The organism is Vibrio sp. QJM3NY_35, from assembly GCF_057785915.1.
On record NZ_CM173507.1, the window covers coordinates 3,077,552 to 3,102,010 of the forward strand.

General features: G+C 45.1%; 22 protein-coding genes. 4 read left to right on the forward strand and 18 right to left on the reverse strand.

The genetic code is table 11. From position 1 onward, the window contains the following. Window positions 1-41: 41 nt before the first annotated feature. The 4 genes from AC3CH3_RS14005 to crp all read left to right on the forward strand — a co-directional run bounded on the left by AC3CH3_RS14005 (window position 42) and on the right by crp (window position 3,161). On the forward strand, window positions 42-1,034 hold the full coding sequence (locus AC3CH3_RS14005; RefSeq protein ID WP_048663030.1) for a hydrolase: 993 nt from the start codon (window positions 42-44) through the stop codon (window positions 1,032-1,034). 95 nt (window positions 1,035-1,129) lie between these two features. Next, window positions 1,130-1,342, forward strand: coding sequence for a YheU family protein (locus AC3CH3_RS14010; RefSeq protein WP_010435208.1), 213 nt, complete (start codon window positions 1,130-1,132; stop codon window positions 1,340-1,342). Between the two features lie 77 nt (window positions 1,343-1,419). Further along, window positions 1,420-2,289 carry a phosphoribulokinase gene (locus AC3CH3_RS14015; RefSeq protein WP_010435210.1) on the forward strand — a complete coding sequence of 290 codons (870 nt, stop codon included), beginning with the start codon at window positions 1,420-1,422 and terminating at the stop codon, window positions 2,287-2,289. Window positions 2,290-2,528: 239 nt separating this feature from the next. Then, entirely contained in the window at window positions 2,529-3,161 is a 633-nt protein-coding gene (crp, locus tag AC3CH3_RS14020) for a cAMP-activated global transcriptional regulator CRP (protein ID WP_004729651.1), read from the forward strand. 184 nt (window positions 3,162-3,345) lie between these two features. Here crp and AC3CH3_RS14025 read toward each other — a convergent pair whose 3' ends face one another. The 18 genes from AC3CH3_RS14025 to pilM form a co-directional block, all read right to left on the reverse strand. Further along, window positions 3,346-4,137, reverse strand: coding sequence for a 2-oxoadipate dioxygenase/decarboxylase family protein (locus tag AC3CH3_RS14025; protein ID WP_488537355.1), 792 nt, complete (start codon window positions 4,135-4,137; stop codon window positions 3,346-3,348). Window positions 4,138-4,350: 213 nt separating this feature from the next. Next, window positions 4,351-5,808, reverse strand: a complete 1,458-nt coding sequence (gene astD, locus AC3CH3_RS14030; protein ID WP_488537356.1) for a succinylglutamate-semialdehyde dehydrogenase — start codon at window positions 5,806-5,808, stop codon at window positions 4,351-4,353. Between the two features lie 39 nt (window positions 5,809-5,847). After that, a complete protein-coding gene (gene astA, locus AC3CH3_RS14035; RefSeq protein WP_029405654.1) occupies window positions 5,848-6,867 on the reverse strand; it encodes an arginine N-succinyltransferase in 1,020 nt (339 codons plus the stop codon). A gap of 107 nt (window positions 6,868-6,974) precedes the next feature. Next, entirely contained in the window at window positions 6,975-8,186 is a 1,212-nt protein-coding gene (locus tag AC3CH3_RS14040; RefSeq protein WP_048662993.1) for an aspartate aminotransferase family protein, read from the reverse strand. A gap of 464 nt (window positions 8,187-8,650) precedes the next feature. Next, window positions 8,651-9,229, reverse strand: coding sequence for an aminodeoxychorismate/anthranilate synthase component II (locus AC3CH3_RS14045; RefSeq protein ID WP_009848915.1), 579 nt, complete (start codon window positions 9,227-9,229; stop codon window positions 8,651-8,653). A 200-nt stretch (window positions 9,230-9,429) separates the two neighbouring features. Further along, on the reverse strand, window positions 9,430-12,399 hold the full coding sequence (locus AC3CH3_RS14050; protein ID WP_488537357.1) for an ExeM/NucH family extracellular endonuclease: 2,970 nt from the start codon (window positions 12,397-12,399) through the stop codon (window positions 9,430-9,432). Window positions 12,400-12,790: 391 nt separating this feature from the next. Then, complete coding sequence (gene trpS / locus AC3CH3_RS14055) at window positions 12,791-13,807, reverse strand: tryptophan--tRNA ligase (protein ID WP_016796005.1); 1,017 nt, start codon at window positions 13,805-13,807, stop codon at window positions 12,791-12,793. 150 nt (window positions 13,808-13,957) lie between these two features. Then, a complete protein-coding gene (locus AC3CH3_RS14060) occupies window positions 13,958-14,644 on the reverse strand; it encodes a phosphoglycolate phosphatase (protein WP_019825362.1) in 687 nt (228 codons plus the stop codon). 102 nt (window positions 14,645-14,746) lie between these two features. Beyond that, a complete protein-coding gene (rpe, locus tag AC3CH3_RS14065) occupies window positions 14,747-15,421 on the reverse strand; it encodes a ribulose-phosphate 3-epimerase (RefSeq protein ID WP_010435263.1) in 675 nt (224 codons plus the stop codon). A gap of 204 nt (window positions 15,422-15,625) precedes the next feature. Continuing rightward, window positions 15,626-16,471 carry a Dam family site-specific DNA-(adenine-N6)-methyltransferase gene (locus tag AC3CH3_RS14070; RefSeq protein WP_048659159.1) on the reverse strand — a complete coding sequence of 282 codons (846 nt, stop codon included), beginning with the start codon at window positions 16,469-16,471 and terminating at the stop codon, window positions 15,626-15,628. A gap of 69 nt (window positions 16,472-16,540) precedes the next feature. Continuing rightward, entirely contained in the window at window positions 16,541-18,058 is a 1,518-nt protein-coding gene (locus AC3CH3_RS14075) for an AAA family ATPase (RefSeq protein WP_488537358.1), read from the reverse strand. 79 nt (window positions 18,059-18,137) lie between these two features. After that, the gene (aroB, locus tag AC3CH3_RS14080) at window positions 18,138-19,226 is read right to left on the reverse strand and encodes a 3-dehydroquinate synthase (protein ID WP_017061124.1); all 1,089 of its coding nucleotides are present in this window, start codon (window positions 19,224-19,226) and stop codon (window positions 18,138-18,140) included. A gap of 25 nt (window positions 19,227-19,251) precedes the next feature. Next, a complete protein-coding gene (aroK, locus tag AC3CH3_RS14085) occupies window positions 19,252-19,770 on the reverse strand; it encodes a shikimate kinase AroK (RefSeq protein ID WP_017061125.1) in 519 nt (172 codons plus the stop codon). Window positions 19,771-19,946: 176 nt separating this feature from the next. Next, window positions 19,947-21,665: a type IV pilus secretin PilQ gene (locus AC3CH3_RS14090; protein ID WP_048614943.1), complete on the reverse strand. Its 1,719-nt coding sequence runs from the start codon at window positions 21,663-21,665 to the stop codon at window positions 19,947-19,949. 35 nt (window positions 21,666-21,700) lie between these two features. Then, window positions 21,701-22,219 carry a pilus assembly protein PilP gene (locus AC3CH3_RS14095; protein WP_029405374.1) on the reverse strand — a complete coding sequence of 173 codons (519 nt, stop codon included), beginning with the start codon at window positions 22,217-22,219 and terminating at the stop codon, window positions 21,701-21,703. Continuing rightward, window positions 22,206-22,817 (reverse strand): type IV pilus inner membrane component PilO, encoded by a 612-nt coding sequence (locus tag AC3CH3_RS14100; protein WP_048659164.1) that lies wholly within the window; start codon window positions 22,815-22,817, stop codon window positions 22,206-22,208. The genes AC3CH3_RS14095 and AC3CH3_RS14100 overlap by 14 nt, the downstream gene beginning before the upstream one ends. Further along, window positions 22,810-23,409: a PilN domain-containing protein gene (locus AC3CH3_RS14105; protein WP_488537359.1), complete on the reverse strand. Its 600-nt coding sequence runs from the start codon at window positions 23,407-23,409 to the stop codon at window positions 22,810-22,812. The genes AC3CH3_RS14100 and AC3CH3_RS14105 overlap by 8 nt, the downstream gene beginning before the upstream one ends. Beyond that, window positions 23,393-24,418 carry a type IV pilus assembly protein PilM gene (pilM, locus tag AC3CH3_RS14110; RefSeq protein WP_488537360.1) on the reverse strand — a complete coding sequence of 342 codons (1,026 nt, stop codon included), beginning with the start codon at window positions 24,416-24,418 and terminating at the stop codon, window positions 23,393-23,395. Before pilM ends, AC3CH3_RS14105 begins: the two co-directional genes overlap by 17 nt. Window positions 24,419-24,459: the final 41 nt, after the last annotated feature.

A 24,459-nucleotide genomic window follows, 5' to 3' on the forward strand; every position in this document is an offset into this window, starting at 1 on the left:
ACACGTTATCAAAGCCCATCAAAGAAGCATGGATCGTTTTTATGACAATATTTACCGCAGCCGCTGGTCTCTCTAATCCGCACTTACAAACCTTAGTGCCACGGTTTATTAGAAAACAGGCGCTGTTTCATCCTCACTGGCAAACCTTAGAAACTCCCGATGGTGACTTTCTTGATCTTGCTTGGAGCGAATCACCCGACGGTGACAACCCAAGCAATGATGATCGAAGTAACAAGCCGATATTCGTTCTATTCCATGGTTTAGAAGGTAGCTTTGAGAGCCCTTACGCCAACGGACTGATGAATGCATTTGCTAAAGATGGTTGGTTATCGGTAATGATGCACTTCAGAGGCTGCAGCGGAAAACCCAATCGCCTGGCTCGCGCTTACCATTCAGGTGAGGTCGAAGATGCGCGCTTTTTCCTAAGACACCTACACGCGCAGTTTCCGAATAACCCTAAGGTTGCGGTTGGCATATCTTTAGGTGGAAACATGCTGGCGAACTATTTAGCTGAGTACGCAGACGACCCATTGCTGTCGGCGGCGACAATCGTATCTGCTCCATTTGACTTAGCGTGTTGCTCTAGTCGCATTGAGCGCGGTTTCTCCAAGCTTTATAAGAAGTACCTGCTCAACTCTCTAAAATCGAATGCGCTAAAAAAAGTTAACTTGCTACAGGAAAAACTTGGCATCACAGCTGAAGCCATCAAGAACATAACCAAACTGTATGAGTTTGATGAACGAATCACTGCGCCTCTGCACGGCTTCAAAAATGCCCAAGACTATTATGCGCAATGTTCTGCGCTGCCTAAGCTCAATAAGATTAAACTGCCGACGCAGATCATTCATGCCAAAGACGACCCTTTCATGACCGATGATGTGATCCCAAAATTCGTTCTGCCCGATAACATCGATTATCGACTGTTTCAAAAAGGCGGCCATGTTGGGTTTATTACTGGCAGCACACTCAAGCCAAGATTTTGGTTAGAAGAAGCCTTGCCTGCCTACTATGAAAGTATCCAAGATTCGGCATAATGACCGAGCCTTAGTAAATAGAAGCAAAACATTACTAAGCACACGCATTTCTACATCAATAAACCTATTTATGAACATAAAAGAGAGAAGTATTTATGATCATCCCATGGCAAGACATTGCACCAGAGACACTGGAAAACCTCATCAAAGAATTCGTGCTGCGTGAAGGCACAGACTACGGCGACGTAGAGGTTTCACTGCAAAACAAGATTGACCAAGTGAAACATCAATTAGCTTCAGGAGAAGTCAGCATCGTGTTTTCTGAACTCCATGAAACCGTTGATATTCAAGTCACAAAACGCTTCTAAGCTGCGCTCATAAAGGAGCCGTGTTATAGTGGTAAACGATTGCTAACAAGTAAGTTACTCAAAAGACAAGGGTTGTCATGTCCGCTAAACATCCAATTATTGCGGTGACGGGTTCATCTGGAGCCGGCACCACCACTACCTCAGAAGCCTTCCGTAAAATGTTCAATATGATGGACGTGAAGGCAGCTTGGGTTGAAGGGGATAGTTTCCATCGCTTCACACGTCCAGAGATGGATGTCGAGATCCGTAAAGCGCGCGAGCAAGGTAAGCACATCAGCTACTTTGGTCCTCAAGCCAACGACTTTGGTGCGCTAGAAGAGTTCTTCCGTAAATACGGTAACGAAGGTACAGGTAAAGTAAGAAGCTACCTGCACACCTTTGATGAAGCCGTGCCTTACAATCAAATGCCGGGCACCTTCACGCCATGGCAAGAGATCCCGGAAAATTCCGATGTGATGTTTTACGAAGGCTTGCACGGCGGTGTGGTTGATGGCGACATTAACGTTTCTCAACACGTCGATTTGCTGATCGGCATGGTGCCCATCGTCAACTTAGAGTGGATTCAAAAATTCGTTCGTGACACTCGCGATCGTGGTCACTCACGCGAAGCGGTAATGGACTCCATTGTTCGTTCAATGGATGATTACCTCAACTACATTACCCCGCAATTTTCGCGCACTCACATAAACTTTCAGCGTGTTCCAACCGTAGATACATCGAACCCACTTAACGCCAAAGGAATTCCAAGTTTAGACGAAAGCTTCGTAGTTATACGTTTGCGTGGCATCAAAAACGTCGATTTCCCCTACCTTCTGGCTATGATTGATGGCTCTTTTATGTCTCGCCATAACACGCTAGTGGTGCCAGGCGGCAAGATGAGTTTTGCTATGGAGCTCATTGTGAGGCCAATCCTGCAACAACTTATCGAAACCGGAAAAATAGGTTAACAAAACGACATTCTGGTTGATTACTTTTCATACCGTGATCATGTGCACAATTTTGCGTAAAAAATCGTAGCTTGGTCACGATTAAAATCAAGAAATAGTACCTGAAAAAGGATACTATTCTTAAACGAAACACAAGATAGCTTGCAGCGCTCAACGAGTGCTCTTATCCTACAAGTCAATCCAGGCTTAGCTAAAATACGGAAAGCGGCAAGCATACCCTGCAGAGGAAGTGAGATATTATGGTTCTAGGTAAACCTCAAACCGATCCAACATTAGAGTGGTTCCTTTCACACTGTCATATTCATAAGTACCCTTCAAAAAGTACTTTGATTCATGCTGGTGAAAAGGCAGAAACCTTGTACTACATCGTTAAAGGTTCTGTGGCAGTTCTTATCAAAGACGAAGAAGGTAAGGAAATGATTCTTTCTTACCTAAACCAAGGCGACTTCATCGGTGAGCTTGGCTTGTTCGAAGAAGACCAAGAGCGTACTGCTTGGGTTCGTGCTAAATCTCCTTGTGAAGTAGCTGAAATTTCTTTCAAGAAATTCCGTCAACTTATCCAAGTGAACCCAGATATCCTAATGCGTCTTTCAGCGCAAATGGCAAACCGTCTACAAGTAACTAGCCAAAAGGTTGGTGACTTAGCGTTCCTTGACGTAACAGGTCGTATCGCTCAAACGCTACTAAACCTAGCGAAACAGCCAGATGCAATGACTCACCCTGACGGCATGCAAATCAAGATCACTCGTCAAGAGATTGGCCAGATCGTTGGTTGTTCTCGTGAGACAGTTGGTCGTATCTTGAAGATGCTAGAAGAGCAGAACCTAATTTCTGCACACGGTAAAACTATCGTGGTATACGGCACTCGTTAATCTCGATTAACTGAGCCAAAAATTTGAAAGCCACCAAATGCGAGTTTGGTGGCTTTTTTGTTTTCTTAAGATCTATAGAGCAGATACGAGATGCGAATAGAACACCTACAGCTTCCAAGCACAAACTGTCTCGAAGCGAAGCGTACTCGCATCTATAGGACAAAATCCGTGCTCGTATCTTTCTTTAACCGTTGGTGCTCTCAAAGATTTTGTCAGCTGATGCTGCAACAAAACCTGTGTAAAGCTCACCGTTGACCATCGCATAACGCTTAGCGAACTCATAGAAGCCCCCAGGAATCATCTCATTGCCTTCAACAAATGAAACTGGGACTTTGTCTGCCATTGTTGATGATTGCTCTAATAAGACCTCTGGAGAGCCTTTAACCTGACCGCCAGATGCATTGATCGTGAAGCCTGACTCGCTCAGGTAGTCATTCACCGCCTGCACTTCATCAAATTCATTTAGCTGGTTCACACTCACCGTAAAGTGGTTTGCACCATATCCATGAGCCGCGAGCCAAGACGCGTATTCGCTCTCTTTTGCGAGCACTTGGAAGTCAGCGAAGCTCAAATCCCAAAGACGACCGCCAAACAAGAACTCATGGCCTTGAAGCTTACTTGCGTCCACTTGCTCAACCAACTTAGCAACGATCTGTTGCAAGTCACTTGAACACTCTTCTACCTTCAACTCACTAATGAACACTTTTGGTTGTTTTGGATCTGGGTGCTCGTAATGTTTAGCCACTAACTTCTTACTCTCAAACAAGTAGTCGCCACACGCCTGATAGCCTAATTCAAGGAAAGGCTTCGCTAATGTTTCAATACCCAAAGGAGCAACATTGAAAGTACGCAGTGCAATGTGATCATTAATCAGCGCTTCGTCTTCTTTCAGCAAGTGATGCACTTTCTCAGCCGATGGACAAAGCCTGTGAATGTAATCGTCCCAAAGTGATTTAAAGAGTAGATCGGGCGTCATGGTGACTCCTTGTCAGAGGTTCTAGCAAGCTAGTAATTTGGATTAGAGAGGGAGAGGCTGAGACACAGAGTCAGCAGCCATCAGCCTGTGACATACTTTTTCTATTATTATCTACCGCCCAATCTAGATGTCGGACGTGATGGAAAAGGGAAGCGATAACACCACTTCCCTATTTCAAACTTAACGCATGAGCCTAGGACTCATTAGCCTAAATTAAAGCTCAATACCCGGGCTAAACGTTGCCGGAAGTTGAGTTTCGCCACCTTCCATTGAAGCCATAGGATAAGCACAGTAGTCCGCTGCGTAGTAAGCACTTGGGCGTAGGTTGCCCGAAGCACCCGGGCCACCAAACGGTGCATCACCACTTGCGCCTGTTAGCTGACGGTTACGGTTAACAATACCCGCACGGATATGGTCCACGAAGTATTCCCATTCAGAATCATCTGTTGATACTAAGCCAGCAGATAAACCAAAACGAGTGTCGTTAGCTAACTCGACCGCTTGCTCTAGCGATTGGTAACGAACCACTTGCAGTAATGGACCGAAGTACTCTTCATCTGGCAGTTCTGCAATATTGGTTGCATCGATAATGCCCGGAGAAACAAACGCCGCTTCACCCGCTTTTGCTTCGACTAGACTTACACCGCCTAACGATTGCAGATTCGCTTGCGCGTCCAGAATGAACTTAGCCGCAGCTTCAGAGATCTGTGGCCCCATGAAGGGTGCTGGCTCAGCGAATGGCTGATCGACACGAATCTTCAAGGTCGCAGCAACGAGCTTATCCAGTAGTTGATCGCCCTTCTCTCCAACAGGAACATATAAGCGACGTGCACATGTACAACGTTGACCCGCACTGATGAAAGCCGATTGGATGATAGTGTATACCGTTGCGTCTGCATCACCGTATTGGTCGCTGATCACCATAGGGTTGTTGCCGCCCATCTCTAGTGCCAGCATCTTGCCCGGTTGGCCCGCGAATTGACGGTGTAGGATATGACCGGTATTGGCACTACCTGTGAATAGTACGCCATCAAGACCTTTAGCATCGGCTAGTGCGATACCTGTCTCTTTAGCACCCTGTACTAGGTTGATTACGCCAGCAGGAAGACCCGCTTCTTGCCATAGCTTCATTGCAAACTCACCCGTCCAAGGTGTCTGCTCTGAAGGTTTGAATACTACGGTGTTCCCTGATAGCAGAGCTGGAACAATATGACCGTTAGGTAGGTGACCTGGGAAGTTGTAAGGACCAAATACCGCCATTACGCCCAATGGACGGTGACGAAGTACAATTTGGTTGCCCGCCGCTTCACGTGAAGCTTCACCGGTACGTTCGTGGTAAGCACGAATAGAGATAGCGATTTTACCCGCCATTGCACCCGCTTCAGTGCGAGTTTCCCAAATCGGTTTGCCCGTCTCTTTTGCGATGATCTGTGCAATCTCTTCGCTGTTCTCTTTTACCTTCTCAGCAAAGTTCAACACGATCGCTTCACGCTCTGCAAAGCTCAATTTTTTCCAAACCAAGAAGGCTTCACGAGCTGCTGCTACTGCAGATTCAACCTGTGCTGGTGTTGCGCTATCACCTTGCCACACTACTTCATTATTGTATGGGCTTACTGATGTCATGGCGTCACCTTGACCTGCCACCCACTGTCCTGCTATCCACTGAGTCATACTTCTATCCTTAAAATCTTCGACAGATAATCGCCGCTCTTACTGAGCCAACATGCGAACGAATTCGCCTTCTTTTACTTCAAGAGCGCTTGCTACTTCAGATGATAAAATCACTGTGTCGCTTGCTTGGTCATACGCGCCTTTCGCGGCTACTGCGCGGAAGTTCTCAAACGAGGTATTACCAATTAGGAAATCTTTAGAGCTAGAATGCTCTGCAATTTGAACCTGTGCTCGAATCGCATGACGCACTGATTCAATGTTTCTTAAATCACACTCAACCGTTGGGCCTGCATCAAAAATGTCGACATAGCCACGGTTAGTGAAACCTTCACGTTCCAACAACTTAAGTGCAGGGCGCGTATTGTCATGAACCTCTCCGATCACCGCCTGAGCTTCTTTGCTCAGTAGGTTCACATAGATAGGCAGCTTCGGCATAAGATCAGCAATGAAGCCTTTCTTACCAATACCGGTTAGGTAATCAGCAAGCGTGAAATCAATCGAGAAGAAGTGCTCTTGCAGCCATTGCCAGAAAGGAGAATTACCTTCTGCATCCGATACACCACGCATCTCAGCAAAAATCGTTTTCGAGAAACGCTCTGGGTGTTCAGCCATCAGTAGGAATCGGCATTTCGACATCAAACGACCGTTCAAACCACCACGGAAGTCAGGGCGCAAGAATAACGTGCAAATTTCACTGCATCCGGTGTAGTTATTACCGAAAGTCAAAAGCTTCACGACGTTATTAACGCCAAGCTTCTGCGAGGAGTGAACCACTTTGCTGATGTGATACGAGTAAAACGGAACATCCCAGCCGATTGAAGCTTCGATTCCTGTGGTACCGGCGACTTCACCCGTTTCAGTATCAAAGCCAACCATTAGGTAGCCTTCATCACCGGGTTCAGTCACGTCTTGTTTGGCAAAGCTGTATTCAGAGTGAGTAATACGGTTAGTTAACAGTTCTTCGTTAACCGGAAGAGATGTGAATCCGTGACCAGATTCAACCGCGCAGGTATGCAGCGCATCGTAATCAGATAATTTTATTGGGCGAACAACTAGCATCAATATTCCCTCCAGATGCAAAATAGGCCCAAAACCAGAAGCTTGGACCTTTAGCAGAACGTCATGGGATCGCTCTATTGGCGATCATTCCTATGACGCCGCTCAGGCTAAACTAGCGTAGCAATTGCTTTGTCTAGTTTTGATAAGCCTTCTTCAATTTCTTGTGTAGTAATAACCAGTGATGGCGTGAAACGAACCACGTTTGCACCCGCAACCAGTACCATCAAGCCTTGTTCGCCTGCTGCTACTAATACGTCACGTGCACGGCCTTGCCACTCTTCGTTAAGCGCAGCACCTAGTAGTAGGCCTTTGCCACGAACTTCACTGAAAATTTGGTACTTATCGTTAATCTTAGCAAGACCATCACGGAACAATGCTTCGCGCTCTTTCACGCCAGCTAATGTTTCAGGTTGGCTAACCACATCAACAACCGCTTCTGCAACAGCACACGCCAGTGGGTTACCACCGTAAGTAGAGCCGTGAGTACCGACTTTTAAATGTGTCGCGAGTTCAGTGGTCGTTAACATTGCACCGATCGGGAAACCACCACCTAGAGATTTAGCAGTGCTTAGAATATCTGGTGTCACACCTAGACCTTGGTAAGCGTAAAAGTTACCCGTACGACCATTACCAGTTTGCACTTCATCAAAGATAAGCAGTGCGTTGTGTTTGTCACACAGTTCACGAACTGTGTTCACGAATTCAGAGGTTGGAGAGATGATACCGCCCTCGCCTTGCAGAGGTTCCATCATGATTGCACAAGTGCGATCAGAGATGTGCGCTTCTAATGCTGCAATATCGTTGTAAGGCAGGTGAGTTACATCGCCCGGTTTAGGACCGAAACCATCAGAGTAAGCTTCTTGACCACCGACCGTTACGGTAAAGAAAGTACGACCGTGGAAACCTTGTTTGAATGCAATAATTTCAGATTTCTCAGGACCGTGAACATCCGCCGCCCAACGACGAGCTAGCTTTAGAGCTGCTTCGTTCGCTTCCGCGCCAGAGTTGGCAAAGAATACTTTTTCTGCAAAACATACATCGGTTAGCTTTTTCGCTAGACGCAGTGCAGGTTCATTGGTCATCACGTTACTTAGGTGCCAAATCTTGTTTGCTTGCTCAGTAACGGCGTTAACCATCGCCGGGTGACAGTGACCCAAACAGCTCACAGCGATACCACCAGCAAAGTCGATATACTCTCGGCCTTGTTGGTCCCAAACGCGTGCGCCTTCCCCTTTTACCGGGATCATTTCCATTGGGTTATAACAAGGTACCATCACCTCATTAAACAGACTACGTTCTACTTTATTTTCCACTGTCATCGTACATTCCTTCTCGATACCGCAAGCTTCGCAAATAAGCGTAATGGTTCATAAGTGAGACAAAGATATTTTGTCTCGCCATAATCCCGCTGCAGCATTATATTTACATTTAATTAACCTTTTCAATAGTAGATTATTCTTTAGCCATCCCTTACAACCAGCTAAACGTCACTACCTATGACTATTTATGCATCAATTAATCTGTTTTATGAAGCTTTTTTTACCTAAACGTATAATCAGCAACAGCAAAGCCTTACTGACATTGCGGTATATTGGGTTCGAGACGAAATAACGCGAATAATTTTGCATAGGCTAAAAACTTAGCGAAGCGAGAGAGAAATGTTATAAAAAGTGATCGGCGTCAGAGGGAGAGAGGTGCGTAAAGCCCGAATTTAAACGCTTAACGAATGGGCTGACAGGTTTAACTGGCTTATTTAGAGTGAGAAAGGGGCAAATTTAAACACTTAGCGTGCTAGGAAGTTAGCAAGAAGCTGGTGTCCTTGCTCTGTTTTAATCGATTCAGGGTGAAATTGCACCGCATCAATCGGCAAGGTTTTGTGTTGATAACCCATGATCTCATCCATGCTGCCATCTTCAAATTCCGTCCAAGAAGTCAGTTCAAAGCAGTCTGGTAACGTGCCATTTTTCACCACGAGTGAGTGGTAGCGCGTCACGGTCAACGGGTTATTCAATCCTTGAAAAACACTCTTACCATTATGGCGTATCGGAGAAGTTTTACCATGCATCACTTGTCTGGCTCTCACCACTTCACCACCAAAGACTTGAGCAATGGCTTGATGACCAAGACACACACCTAAGATCGGCAGCTTACCAACGAAGTGTTCAATCACCTGTAGCGAAATTCCCGCATCATCGGGCGTACATGGACCCGGCGAGATAACAAGATGGCTAGGATTTAGCGCTTCGATGCCCGCAATATCAATCTCATCGTTGCGAACAACTTTTACAGTTACCCCTAACTCACAGAAATACTGATACAAGTTATAGGTAAAAGAGTCGTAGTTATCGATGATAAGTAACATGGGTCGAAATCGTTTGCTAAATACTAAAGGATTGGGAGATATAGGGGCGGTATTGTGCAATACCCATGGCGAAAGGCAAGTGGAAACTGCATTTAGCCAATAATTAAGGCCAACCTAAGTTGACCTTAATTGTTTACAGATAGCGCTAAGTTATCTGAATTGGCTTACTTGTATAGCAAGCCTATCTATTTGTGATTGAGCTATTTGCGACGACGCCACATTGCTAAGCCAAATAGTGACATCAGAGCACCGAAGCCAAATGAGCCACCGTCAGTATCCTCCGGTGTTGTAGGGTCTGTCGGAGTTGTATCAGGCACCTCAACAGTCACTTCACGCTCGGAGCTAAACTTAACTATTTCACCAGTAGGGTCCGTTAATTTTTCTTCCAGGCGGTACTGACCTTGGTCTATTTCTTCGTCAAATTCAACATTAACACTTCGAGCGTCAATATCGGTTTGCACCAAAGTCGTACTTGCAGAATAACCTTGAGATACTGAATGAGATAATGCTGCTTGAATAGTGCCTGTTAGAGTTAAGCTAACCGTCACTATATCATTAACGGCAGCATTTGGTGGTAGACGAACTTCAACTGCGAATTTATCGCCTGAGCTAGGTAAACTAAGATCAGTGTCAGGGAAGTCTATAGCAATGATGACAGGATCATGATCCGATGCTGAAAACGCGTCTTTGTACTTTGGCATATCGCCTGTGTACTTACTGCTGTATTCAAATAGGTTACTTTCTAGTGAGTTAATGTGCCAATCTTCAATAGCAACTACTTTCTGAGCCAAACTGCTGCTCGCTAATGCGTGATCCAAATTACCTAACTCGCCAGAATAAGTGTATGAAAAGGTATCAGATCCGTGCAATACCGTATTCAAATTATGGTAACCGTAACCTTGTTGGATTTGCGTTTTATCAACCTGAAGTTCGCCACCATCTAATGTCGTGTAAGCGGCGGTATAAATATCGCGATCATATTTGTCTTTTGAGTAATCAGTTAAAGTTAACAGAGGATCTTCCATGCCGTAAGCATTCAGGTCTCCCATTACTAACATGTCACCTTTAATGTATTTTAACGCTTCACCAACAACATGAGCAGCAGAAACGCGGAAGTTATTACAATTTCCTTGAAGATCCGTTGGCTCGGAATCATCAACACCTGCGATCCACTCTTCAATACATTCAGAACCCTTCGATTTAAAGTGGTTAACTACAATCGAAAGATCTTCACCCGTCTCTTTCACAGTAAAGGTTTGCAACAAACTATGACGCTGATATTTGTCATATGAAGGGTTACTTTCAGCACCTTCATTACGAGTTATTGTATTTGCCTCAATGTGTTGTTCAGGAGTCACAATGACTTTAGCCGCTTGCTTTGGCATCACGGCCTTCGCGCGGTACAAGATAGCAACCATAATTGCGTCGCTACCAAAGTAGTCATCTTGATATTTATCTTGTTCAGAAACCTCAACATAAGTGTAATGGTCATCGACATCATCAATCTCAGCGTTTAATGCGTTAACTAGGTTATTCAAAGCACTATCGTCACCGAAACCGTTATTCTCTATTTCCATTAAACCAATAATGTCTGCATCCATTTTGCTCATCGCTGCAACGATTTTTGCTTGTTGAATTAAGAATTCATCAAGGTTTGTAGCACCCCGGTTTTGTCCGGTTGGATTGTCATGACCACTGTCAGCAACAGAAGTAAAATAATTGAGAACATTAAAACTCGCGACACGCAGATCAGACTCAGCAATCGATGGTGCTGCTTTTCGAGCTACGTCGAAATTATCACCTGATGTCACAAAGTTTGTGTTATTTACCTCATTTGTGGCGATCAAACGATATTCGTTGTAACTGTAACTGACCACACCATGTAGACCCTCAACACGAGAACCAAGGCGAATATGTTGCTCAGAAGTACCATCTTGATCTGCATCTTGGCCAAATTCAGGGTAATAAGGGATTTGACCGCTAGCCGCTTTGCCATCGGACTCTAAGAACACGCGATTACTAGCATTCTCTTTTGCTAGATCAGTCGCACCTTCACTTTCCGCCGCATGCAGTTGAGTTGGTTTAAGTAAAGGCGCTTGATATGACAGCATCATATTGTTGCGCTTTGAATCATAGTCATAAGAAAAATTACGTGTAACAAACAAATCGCTTGCTGAGCTCAATTTAACTTGCATTCCTTCGTGACGCTCTAGCGCATCACGTAAGGTTTCCCCTTCTTTGATGTTCAGTTCAGTAACAAGAGAGACATCGGACTCTCCCGTCTTAATATAGCTATTTGCATCAGAGGAAAGCTGAGTACTACTGTAATACTCTTGTACTTTGCCTTTCACGCACACAACATCGCCTGGCATTAAGTCTGTATCTGCTACATCAGTGTGGATAAACAAGCCTTCAGACGTATTATCATTATTGTCATTTTCAATAGCTTGCAGATAGAAACCTTTGGTTAGTCCTGTAGTCACTGCACTGACAACACCTGTAACAAAATAATCTTCTTCAGTAATGTACGGGTAACCATCGATAAATGGAGATGTTCCTTCTTCACCCTGAATATCTTGAATGGTTGTGAAGGTAGGTTGTTGTCCATCGACTTCACAAACAAACGGAACAGGTGGTTCAACTGTGTTTAAATTTCCAAGACCATCAATATTATCTTTCGCGAAAGCAGCCCATTGTGCAGCTTGGTAACTTACAGAGGGTGTTAAGGCATCACTATTACGAACTAAAGTTGTATCTTTACCAAAATCAACATCTCCCATAACACCAAGAATGTCGTGTACTTCACCATTTTTAAGCAATGCCAATGGGTCATCACCATTGAAGTTAGCAACGCTCTTATCCGTAAAATCGGCAATGGCTGCAATCGCATCGCTCGAGTCAGCATGGGCAACAACATACACTTGGTTCGCCTGTAAAGTCACTGAGCTTAGGTCTATTTTATTGCCCCAACTGCCATCGCCATTCGAAGATTTAGCCAACTCATAACCTGTCAAGGTTACTGCTGCATCACCAGTATTCGCGATTTCTACCGCTTTATTATACGAACCACCTTCAACATACTGGGTAAATATAATTTCAGCATTAACATTGGCACTGAGAGCGCTAGCAATCGTCAGTGCAAGTAAAGAAGGTTTAATTAACGTGTCCATTGCCGTACCTAATATTTATTTGAATACAAATCGAGCACAGAGCTCACCATTTGCGCTTACTATCAGGTTTATTTATGAAACAAATAAGAAAGAGCAACAAAAGCCGTGAAATCAATCACATGTGGATGTTGAAAATTATGCCAGAGCTGCTCATTTAAACATTTTCTGTAACAAATGCATCAATAGTTCCGATCAAAACCATTAATTAGAACTATTACTCAGCTATATATTTCTAGTTATGTTAAGTGAATGAATAATCTAATTTTTAGGCTCTACTCAAATGATGTGTACGATGTAGCGACAATCCAAAAATATTCCCTCGACAATGGACATAAAAAAAGCTCCACCAATTGTAGAGCTCTTAAAATCAGATTACCATCTTAGCTAAGAGTTACGGACGAGTAACAAAACCTACTGCTTCGTATGCTTTTTTCAGTGTCACTGCAGCACGCTCAGAGGCTTTTTCAGCACCGGCTTTCATTACTGCGTCCATGTAAGCACGGTCAGCACGGATACGGTGGTATTCAGCTTGAATCGGCTCAAGCATCTCAACCAATGCTGCGCCTACGTCTTTCTTGAACGGGCCGTACATTTCAACGCCTTGGTACTGCGCTTCGATCTCTTCGAACGTTTTACCCGTCGCTGCAGAGTACAGACCCATTAGGTTAGAGATACCCGCTTTGTTTTCCCAATCGTGAGCAATGCGTGGTGGTGTTTCTGCATCGGTTTGCGCTTTGTTAATCTTCTTGATGATCGACTTAGGTTCTTCTAGCAAAGTAATCACGTTCTTACGGTTGTCGTCCGACTTAGACATCTTCTTCGTCGCATCTTGCAGGCTCATTACACGTGCATTCACTGTTGGAATGTAAGGTTCTGGTACTTGGAAGATTGGCGTTTCAGGACCGTAGATGTTGTTAAAGCGAGTTGCGATATCACGCGCTAGCTCTAAGTGTTGTTTCTGGTCGCTACCTACAGGCACTTGGTGAGCACCGTAAAGCAGGATGTCTGCAGCCATCAACACTGGGTAGTCGTATAGGCCTACGTTTACGTCGTTTGAGTGACGTGCAGACTTATCTTTAAACTGAGTCATACGGCTCAGTTCACCCATTTGTGTGTAACAGTTAAGAAGCCAACCAAGTTGAGCATGCTCTGGTACGTGTGACTGAACAAATAGCGTGCTCTTCTTTGGATCAACACCGACAGCAAGACAGATTGCTAGTGCGTCTAGAGTCGCTTCATGCAGTGCTTTCGGGTCTTGGCGAACCGTAATTGCGTGAAGGTCTACAACACAGTATTGGCAATCGTAATCATCTTGCATCTGTTGCCATTGACGTAGAGCACCCAAGTAGTTACCGATACTTAGTTCACCAGATGGTTGAACACCACTCAATACGATGGGCTTGCTCATGGTTTTAATTCCTTTGCTTATTCGCTAAGTTTATTGAACGCTTAGCTTCTTAACTTAAATATAGAAAAGCCGCACAGCTCTTCTGTACGGCTCATCCAGTGTACTCATTGATAAGTATTTTGCTAGTAGGTTAGCTAACTTTTGTCCGCTTTATGCTGAAACTAGAACGACATCTAGTAATTGCGCGACGCTATCCGCGACATAGTCAGGGTTTGATGCTGAAATCGGCTCGCCGTGGTTATAACCGTAAGTCAAACCAAACGAGTGACAGCCTGCATTCTTAGCCGCTTTAATGTCGTTGCTTGAATCGCCAACCATCAGCATCTCTTCCGCTTTAACATTGTGCTTTTCTAGCAACCAGTTCAGCGCGACTGGGTTCGGTTTTTTCTCTGGGAAAGAATCACCACCCAACACATCAACAAAGTACTTATCGATACCGTGTTGCGCCAGAACGTCGGGTACAAACTTCGAAGGCTTGTTGGTGACCAGCGCCATGGTGAAGCCCGCTTTATCCAGCTCAGCCAACGTCTCTTTAACCGATGGGTAAAGGTGACTGAGCTTGTGGCCGCCCTGCTCGTAGAAATCATCAAATAGGATGCGCGCTTTTTTTAGTAGCTCTGGCTCTAGGCTTGGGTCAACCGTCAGGTTACGGCTGAGTGAACGTCCGATAAGAACATCAGCACCATTACCTACGTAGTCGCGAACTTGTTCTTCACTCACTGAAGGGAAGCCCAACTCCTGACAAGCTTGGTCAGCAGCAACGGCCAAATCAGGCACGCTGTCTAACAAGGTTCCATCCAAATCAAAGGCGATCAGTTTTATTGAGCTTAATGACATCTTACTTTCCTATTTATTATGTTCGTCTTATGAGTTGAGCTATAAGACGTAAAAAAGGGGCAAATTAGCCCCTTAATATTCAATCTATCTGTAGTTTTACGATTATGCGTTTACTTTTGCAAGCTCTGCACGCATCTCATCAATCACTTCTTTGTAATCTGGTTGATTGAAGATAGCTGAACCCGCAACGAACATATCTGCGCCCGCTTCTGCGATTTCACGGATGTTATCCACCTTCACGCCGCCATCAATCTCAAGGCGAATGTCACGGCCTGATTCGTCAATTAGCTTACGAACAGCACGTAGTTTATCTAGCGTGTGAGGAATGAAAGATTGACCACCGAAGCCTGGGTTCACAGACATCAGTAGAATCATGTCTACTTTGTCTAGGATGTAATCTAGGCAAGAAAGCGGTGTTGCAGGGTTAAGAACCACACCCGCTTTACAACCGTGCTCTTTGATTAGCTGTAGAGTGCGATCGATGTGCTCTGATGCTTCAACGTGGAAGGTAATCATTGATGCGCCGGCCTTTGCAAACTCAGGCACGATGCTGTCTACTGGCTTAACCATTAGGTGAACGTCGATAGGAGCAGTAATGCCGTAGTCACGCAGCGCTTTACAGATAGGCGCGCCAAAAGTCAGGTTAGGTACGTAGTGGTTGTCCATCACATCGAAGTGCACAACATCAGCACCAGCTGCGAGTACTTTTTCTACGTCTTCACCAAGACGAGCAAAATCTGCAGACAAAATCGATGGAGCGATTAGAAAATCTTTCATACCAAACCTCTTAAGAGTGAGTAAATTGCGAATGTCACCGTCTTAGTGATATCTCATACACAAATACAAGACTCAAGTCCAAGACTATTTGGTGTGCAATTCTACCTAAGCACCTAAGCAGATCCTAGCAGTTCGAAAGATTAGTTTAAGAAAGTATCCGTTGGTCACTCAATTTAATGAGTTTGGCGGCTGTTCTGACCAGAACTATTCCGCTGATGTGTGTTGCTGGTTTTTCTCTTTATGGAAAAGCGCCAGCAGCTCATCAACTTTATTACGCCCAGCGCCATTACGGCTGATGGTGCGTTTCACCTTAACCACGTTCAACTCCGCACCATGATATAAGCGACGCGTTAGTGTCGTATCGTGATTTGAAATCAAAACAGGAATACCACGCTCCATTGCTGCTTTTTCAGCAACATCCGCCAATGCAGCTTGGTCATCTAAGCTAAAGCCATTACCTGCGTATGAGGTAAAGTTAGCCGTGTTCGACAACGGTGCGTATGGAGGATCGCAGTAAACCACACAGCCTTTGCGCGCGCGGCTAAAGGTTTCATGGTATCCCTCACAGACGAAGGTGGCCTTTTTCGCTTTCTCGGCAAAAAACTCCAGCTCGGCTTCTGGGAAGTAAGGTTTTTTGTAAGAACCAAATGGGACGTTAAAACCGCCCTTCTTGTTGTAACGACATAGGCCATTAAAGCCAAATCGATTCATATACAAGAAAGCCAACGAACGATACATGACGTTATCTGTACCATTGAACTCAGCGCGAATATCTAGAAAGGCTTCTTTGCGGTTGTTCTCAGGACAGAACCAGCGCTTCGCTTCCGTGATATAAGTTTCAGGATCGGTTTTAAGTAGGTTGTACAGGTTGATAAGATCGGGGTTGATATCTGCAAGCAGGTACTGTTCAAAGTCAGTATTCAGAAATACTGAGCCGGCACCGACAAACGGTTCTACCAATTTACGAGCAGGTGGCAGGTGACGTTGGATGTCTTCAACTAGGCCATATTTACCACCAGCCCATTTTAGAAAGGCACGCTGCTTTTTCATTTACTGCTCTATCTATCAACTCAAAAATAAGGCTGCGGAATGTAACATATTTTGAGGCTAAGCTCAGGGTTATTTCGCACGTTCTATCTCTCGATGCACTTGATTCATCGATTTTGCCCAAGGTTCCAACTGTTGAAGGGGTTTTGATAACGCACTTACCGCGTCTCTCGCCACTTGAATCGTTGGGTAATCTTGATAAGTGATGATAAACCACTTGGTGTCGTTACGAAGTGTTGGGTAGATACGAACCTTGTTCTCAAGGTCATACTCTTCAATGAAGGATTGCACATCTTCCAATGAAGTCATCGCACTCAACTGCAAGGTATACGCGCGCGGCGAGATAGCTTGTAACTCTTCACGAGCAAATGAGAAGGTGATCTTTTTCGTCGGTGGCGTTGAATCAATTAGATCTGATTCTTCATCGACTGTTGGTTGTGGTTCGGCTTGTGCAGAATCAGGTTGCGCGCTAACCGCTGCCCCTGTGTTTTCCTCAACAGCCGCGTCAATCGCGCTGGTATCGGCACTTTCCGGTTTATCATCAAGCAGAGCATCAACCACGTCAGAGGTGATCACAACGCGTTGCTGATCTTGCTCGACTTCTCCAACACTCGCGGTATCTTCAACGACAGTCGGCGGCAGAGAGGAACTATCATCATCGGCACCTTGGTAACTCATGTCGGTTTCAGCTTCAGAACCCACAGCTCCATCGACACCAGTTTGTTCAGTGCCGCTTTCCACCTCAAAGGTTGGAATAGCGGTCTGTTCAATCGGTGCGATAAGCGACTGCGCTTTATCGTCTGGTGTTGGTTGACTGAACATCCACCAATAACCACCACCAATTAAAATCAACAACAAGGCCACCACAATCGCGATATTGATGGGTGAGCCAATAATTGAGCGAATAATAATCCTTTTTTCCACTTTCAATTCTCCTAAAGCCATTAACTCACCGGGCAGAGGTTGCGCTTTATTAAACGCACGTCGCACGCGAGTTTCAGACTCATCATCAACATATCGAATCACCAGTGATTCAAAGAAATGTTCAGCTTCTGGTTGCGAAAGGTCATCGATCTCAAGATCGATAGGCTTGTGTTGTTGACCGTAACTCAAACGCGTTAATAACGTATCTAAGTGGCCAGGTTCCGAGAAGAGAACGATATTGATCGTCCATTGAGGGTTTGATTGAGCTTCCAGTACCAACATCCATAATTCGGATACCAATAGCTCAGAAAGTCGTTGGGCATCATCAACGACGATAACCACATTACACGGCTCTCCATCCAGTAACCTTGTCAGGCTATCAGATAAAGAATCATGTTGATTAAACAGGGGATCAAAAACAATTTGGCTAAGAATAAGCGCACGGCGTTGTTGATCGTCTTGGCTTGGATGACAAAGCAGTAAACACTGATTTTTTTCTGTCGACCATGCTTCAAGATAACGCTGAGCTAACCAAGATCGGCCAGAGCCAGCTTTGCCAGCCACCGTCACAAGGTTTGAACCAAAGTTAGTCAAAAGCTGTAAGCGCTCTAGCAACTCAACTTGAGATTCTAACTCTAATACTCTTAATTCATGAGCCAAACTCATTGGGGATCCCTACTGATAAGATCGATCAGTAAAACGCTTCAGTTGCCTAGAGTTTAGCTAGGCAACCTCACAACCAAATTTAAAGAGTACGGCAGAAATCGATCGCTTGTTTAATGATGTCTTGAGGCACATCAGCAACCACTTCTGCAGTACCAATACTTGTTGGTAATACCAAACGCAACTGACCAGACAGCACTTTTTTATCGCGCATCATGTGCTTCATAAAGTCTTCAAAAGACATGCTTTCTGGCGTATGGATTGGTAGTTTCGCATTCTTGAGTATAGAAATAATTCGCTCAAGTTGCTGCTGAGAGATCAGTCCCTGTAATTGAGCTGTTTTAGCTGCCATTACAGTGCCTGACGACACAGCTTCACCATGTAGCCAATTACCATAGCCTAGTTCTGCTTCAATCGCATGACCAAATGTATGACCTAGGTTCAATAACGCTCTGATTCCTGACTCTTTTTCATCTAGAGCCACCACTTCAGCCTTAATTGCACAACAACGAGCAATCGCGGTAATCAGTGCTTCTTCATCAAGTTGATAAAGTTTCTCTAGATTCTGCTCCAACCAATCAAAGAAGGCTTCATCGTAAATGATGCCGTATTTGATCACCTCAGCAATGCCCGCTGCAAACTCACGCTCTGGAAGCGTTGATAAACAGTTGGTATCGATGATCACAGATTTCGGTTGGTAAAAAGCGCCGATCATATTCTTACCAAGAGGATGGTTTACTGCGGTTTTACCACCAACAGAAGAGTCCACTTGAGAAAGAAGGGTCGTCGGGATTTGAATGAAATCAATACCGCGCTGGTAACAAGAGGCAGCAAAACCGACCAAGTCACCGATTACACCACCACCTAAAGCAATCACCACCACATCGCGGCTGTAATTTCCTTCAAGCATGTAGCTCATCACTGAATTGAACGTTTCAAGGGTTTTGTACTGTTCACCGTCTGGCAGCTCGAGAAGAGATGTCTGACAGCCGACTTGATCCAATAGCGATAAAATTTTATCAGCATAAAGAGGCGCTACTGTCACATTACTGATAACAACAACTTTCTGCTTACCTGATAAAAAAGAAAGGTACGCCGGGTCTTCAAATAACCCGGCGCCAATAGAGATAGGGTAGCTACGCTCAGCTAGATTGACCGTAATCCGTTCCATGGGTTTGCTCTCCGAAAAAATGAACTTAACGTTCTTCTAGCATTTTTACGATCTGGTTGGCTACCACTTTTGCACTTTGGTCGTCAGTACGAACTGTGTAGTCCGCCACTTCTTCGTATAGTGCGTTGCGAGATACAGCTAGATCTTCTAGCACATCACGCGGGTTGTCTGTTTGAAGTAGAGGGCGTTTCTTGTCGCGGTTAGTGCGAGCAAGTTGCTTTTCAATTGTTGTCTCTAGGTATACAACAATGCCTCGTGCAGATAGACGGTTACGGTTTTCTTTGCTCAACACTGAACCACCACCTGTCGCAAGAACAATACCTTGTTCTTCTGTCAGATCATTGATTACAGATTCTTCGCGCTTACGGAAACCTTCTTCGCCCTCAACATCAAAAACCCATGCGATGTCTGCGCCAGTGCGCTCTTCGATCACAGTGTCAGAGTCTAGAAACTCCATATGAAGTTGGGAAGCTAGGTGTCTACCAATTGTACTTTTGCCGGCGCCCATTGGGCCAACAAGAAAAATATTGCGTTTCTCAGCCATGTTTTTAGCAGTAATTTACAACGTTAATTCAATGACATCGCCACAAGGTAGGTCAGTACAAGTACTGAAATTAAAAGGCCCGTGGCACCGATTCCTCACAGATAATTCGTGATAAGACCCGAAATTATCAAGGTTAGGTGCCACTAATGCAACTTTATTTTTAATCTAATTGTTCATTACTGAATCACAACTTTAGGTGTGACAAAAATAAGTAGTTCACTTTTACCCACATTTTCATAGCTCCGACGGAACAATGCACCCAAAACTGGCAGGTCTCCCAACAGAGGAACTTTATCCACTGTACTGCTCACGCTGTGCTGAAATATCCCACCAAGCACGACCGTTTCACCATTATTAACAAGCACTTGCGTCCCTATCCTTTGCGTGTCAATTGCGACTGCTTCACCGGTTCCGGTTTTTACCACTTGCCCTGGCCTATCTTGAGTCACGCTCAAATCCAATACCAAACGATTGTCGGGTGTGATCTGCGGTGTCACCTTAAGACTCAACACGGCTTTCTTAAACGCAACCGACGTAGCGCCACTTGAAGATGACTCTAAGTAAGGAATTTCAGTACCTTGCTCAATATAAGCCGGCTTTTTATTGGTGGTGATTAAGCGTGGGCTGGAAATGATTTCAGCTTTCGACTCTTGTTGCAGTGCCGACAGTTCCAGATCGAGTAAGGTATCTGAACCCAGCTTGGCCACCTGAAACGCAATACTCGAGGCGTTCGGCGATGTTGCCCCTAAATTGACGTTGAGATAGTCATCAATCACGCTGCTGCCGCTATCGTCGTCATACGGCGTAATCGCTGATGGGTGGTTACCTTCGATTGAACCGCCAACGGTGAAGCTCCCGTTGGTTGAAGAAACGCCCCAGCGCACGCCAAGCTCATCTAGGTTACCCTCGGTAACAGTAACAATACGCGCCTCTATCTGTACTTGTTTTACGGGGATGTCTAACGACTCAATGATGCCTCTGATCACCGCTATATTCTCTTCCAATTCACGAATCAGCAGTGAGTTGGTTCTCTCATCAATGGTAATTGAGCCGCGATCGGACAACATGCTCACCGCACCTTCACCGCCAATCATGTCAGCAATGTCGGTGGCTTTTGCAAAATTAATCTTGATGATTTCCGATTTAAGCTCCCCTAACTCCTCTTCTAAGCGAGATTTTTCTAACGCTTGTTGCTCTCGAAGGTCGAGCTCCGCTTTCGGCGCGACCAAGATAACATTGCCATCAACACGCTTATCCAAGCCTTTAACTTGCAAGATAATGTCGAGAACTTGCTGCCAAGGTACGCCATCTAATCGTAACGTCAGGTTTCCGGCTACCGAATCAGACACCACGAGATTGAAGTCGTTGTAGTCGGCAATCAGCTGCAGGACATTTCGTACTGGGATATCCTGGAAGTTAATCGATATCAGCTTGCCCTCTTTCTCTAGAACGCTTTTTTCTTTGGTCGCGTCATCGATAACCGGCTTGCTGATCACCACCTCAATAAAGCGCCCCTTTAGGTTGTATTCATACTGATAGTCATTGCTAATCGTCGCTAGAAGCCGAGTGCTTGGTGTCTCTTTGTAGACTTCAATGCCTTCAACCAAGGTAGCGAAATCCTTCACATCCAGCAGGTAAAGCTTGTCATCATCAACTTGAGTATTGATTAACTCGATACTTAACCCTTCCTGAGCACGTTGAACATCCACCACAGCGGTGCTGGTCGCCAGTTCAATGATGATGACCGCGTCTTTATCCTTGTTCACCCTAAAATCAATATTCTCTAATTTGTTCGGTAAGCTCTCGGCATGGCTGAGCACGCTAACAACCAACATCACAGACACAGCAAAACCTTGTAGAGCCTTGCTCACTAATCCACTTATTCCTTTAATCATATTTACATCTCATATCCACATCATGTGACATTGGTTTACTTCAGAGCCAGCCTAACGTTGCGCTTATGCCAACAACCTAAGCCATCTGGAAGAGTTTCATTAATCTGAACATACTGGCTCGTCACCTTAGTAACTCGGCCATTGTTTAAGCCGATAAACTGGCCTTTCTTGACGTTTACCACGTTGCCTTTGGGTGTTTGCACTAAGCCGAACACGCTTGATCCACTGCCCATCACGCCTCTTAAACGAAGCTTACTCAGCGGGTACTTCTCTAACTTGCCATTACGAGAACGGGCGCTGGGTTGCCAACAGTCTTTCTTGACCAAGGGTTGGTTTTGCACAATGGCTTCTTTAGGCAGTTCAAAGGGAGGACGAAAAGCACGGCGTTGATAAGTCGCCGCCGTGAATTCAGTTGCTGGGACAAGTTGCTCGACGTCTTTTCTCGCCTTGGCTTCAACCTGTGCGACAAAGTCTTGCAGTGAGTCTTGATTAGCTTTGCAGCCTGACAACGCAAGCATCAATACGATTGAGAAAAACGCGCTATTGGGTTTCATCATTGACCTCCGATTTAAACTGGTAGGTATAAGCTCGAACCCTAAAGTGCAGCGTGCTGCTTTCTTGGCTGACTCGCTGCCAATTCACATCATCAAAGCTGATAATGCGCGGCAGCTTGGCGATGGCAGCAGAAAAATCACCTATCTCGTGATAATCACCTGTCAGCTCAATATTGAGAGGCAATCGATAGAGGAACTCCTTATTCTGCTTTTGCCCCCAATCGATTCGAGTAAAGGTCAGCGAATTATCCAAGCCGAGTTCATTCACAGACGCCAACATACTGGCCAGTTCTTTTTGCACGGGCAGCTGCTCTAACAGGTAATCGTAGCGACTGGTTAGTTCATCCAGCTGACTCTGCAATTTAGGTAATGCTGCAACCTTATTGGCCTTAATTCGCAAGGTCGTCTTTAAGGTTTGTTCTTGTTGCTTCATCTGTTGCAGTTCATCGTCGAGTGGCAACACATAAAGCCAAGTGCCTACACCTTGGATCAACACTATCAACACCAGAATCACGAGAAGCTGAGGCAGCAATGGCCACTCGGTGATCTCATCAACATCGAGATCTTGCAAGCTCATTCTATTTTGAAGGTTAGCCATGGTGCGTCTCCTTCTCTTTTCTGCTCGCGGTTGTGTTTTCTAAAGAGACAGGGCTAAACACAAAAGAGACCTTGAAGGTCTGAAATTCTTTATTGAAGCGCTTGCGGTTATGAACGATAGAGTGCATCTCGACCCCTTCCAGGGAATCTGAGCGCTCTAAGTTGTCCAACATAGTCGCAAGACGAGCGGTACTGTCACTGATGCCCGACATCTCAATCTCCTGACCATTCATCTTTATCTTGTCGACATACACGCCCTCAGGAATCAGCTCTGGCATCAGGTTCATGAAGTCGGTGGTTTTGTTGCGGCCAAGCTGCAAAGACTCCACCACATCAAGTCGAGTGAGAATGGCTTTGTGCTCTTGTTCGGCGACTTTTAATGACTGAATTTGTCGGTCGAGCTCAGCGATGTATTGATTAAGATAATTGAGGCGCGCTTGCTGCATGGCTTGTTGGTCATAAAAGTAGTTACCGACCGCCCATTGCCCACCAAGCGCAAACATGACGCCAAGAATAACTAAATGAACAAAACGCTTTTTATGCTTAGCACGAATCTCATCACGCCACGGCAGCAGGTTAATTTGATGCAACATGCTTTTCTCCCTGCCACTTGAGTCCACTCACCGCCATACCCGCGGCAATACCAAAGTGTTGCCAGTCCATTGGCAGTCGACGTCTCTTGGCGACCTTGTTATCAAACAGAGACAAAGGATTCAATGACTCACAGCTCAGCTGAAAATGGCGCTCTAACTCTTCGGTTACCATTGGGATGCTCGCACCCTCACCCATCAGCCAGATCCCAGAGATAGGTTGCTGCGCATTTCCCGATGAATAGAGCTGTAATTGGCGCTTGAGCTTCTCAATCAAATGAACAATGAATTGATGGGTATCTTCAGCCGTGCCGAACACACCTTCTTTATCACTTGGGTTATCCGAGCTGCGAAGATCTTGAGTACCAAAAGCGATGTCTTTATAGAAAGGCGCTGAATTCTGCGGGATAACTCCTAACGACGTTTGGTCGATTCCAACATCCACCAGCAACCAGTTATTCTTATCGGGATACAAGCGAGAAGCCAATTGCCAGATGTTTAGCAGCCCATGTGCCTGTGTATCTACCACTACAGGTTTAAAACCAGCCTTAGTTAATGCATCCGCTCGGCTATCGACGACTTCCTTACGAGTGGCGTATACCTGATAACTGCTTGTCGAACCTTTACCAAATCGTTTGTCTTCCAGCTTTACAAAATCTAAACTCAGCTCCTCGATAGGAAAGGGAGATTGATGTGCGAAGGTTTGATAGATAGAAAACTCTTTTTCTCTGTCTTCTAACTCACTCTCTATTTGTAGTACTTTGCTGATCACCGTGTTATCAGGTACCGAAATGGCGACGTTGCGACAACCAAAAGGCAGTCCTTTCCTAAGTTCTTTAAGTTTCTTAACAGTTTTCTGATACTCCAAAGTATGGTTAGCTGTAAAAATGTCGTCCGAAATCGGCAGCTCTTTGTATCCCACTAGGGCATACAACTCCCCCACGGGTTTTAGTACCACGGCTTTGATGCTGTGATGATTTATATCTATACCTGTAATTAATGATGAACCCATGTGACCTAGCTCCTGAAGTGCCAAGCATTTCGTTGATTATC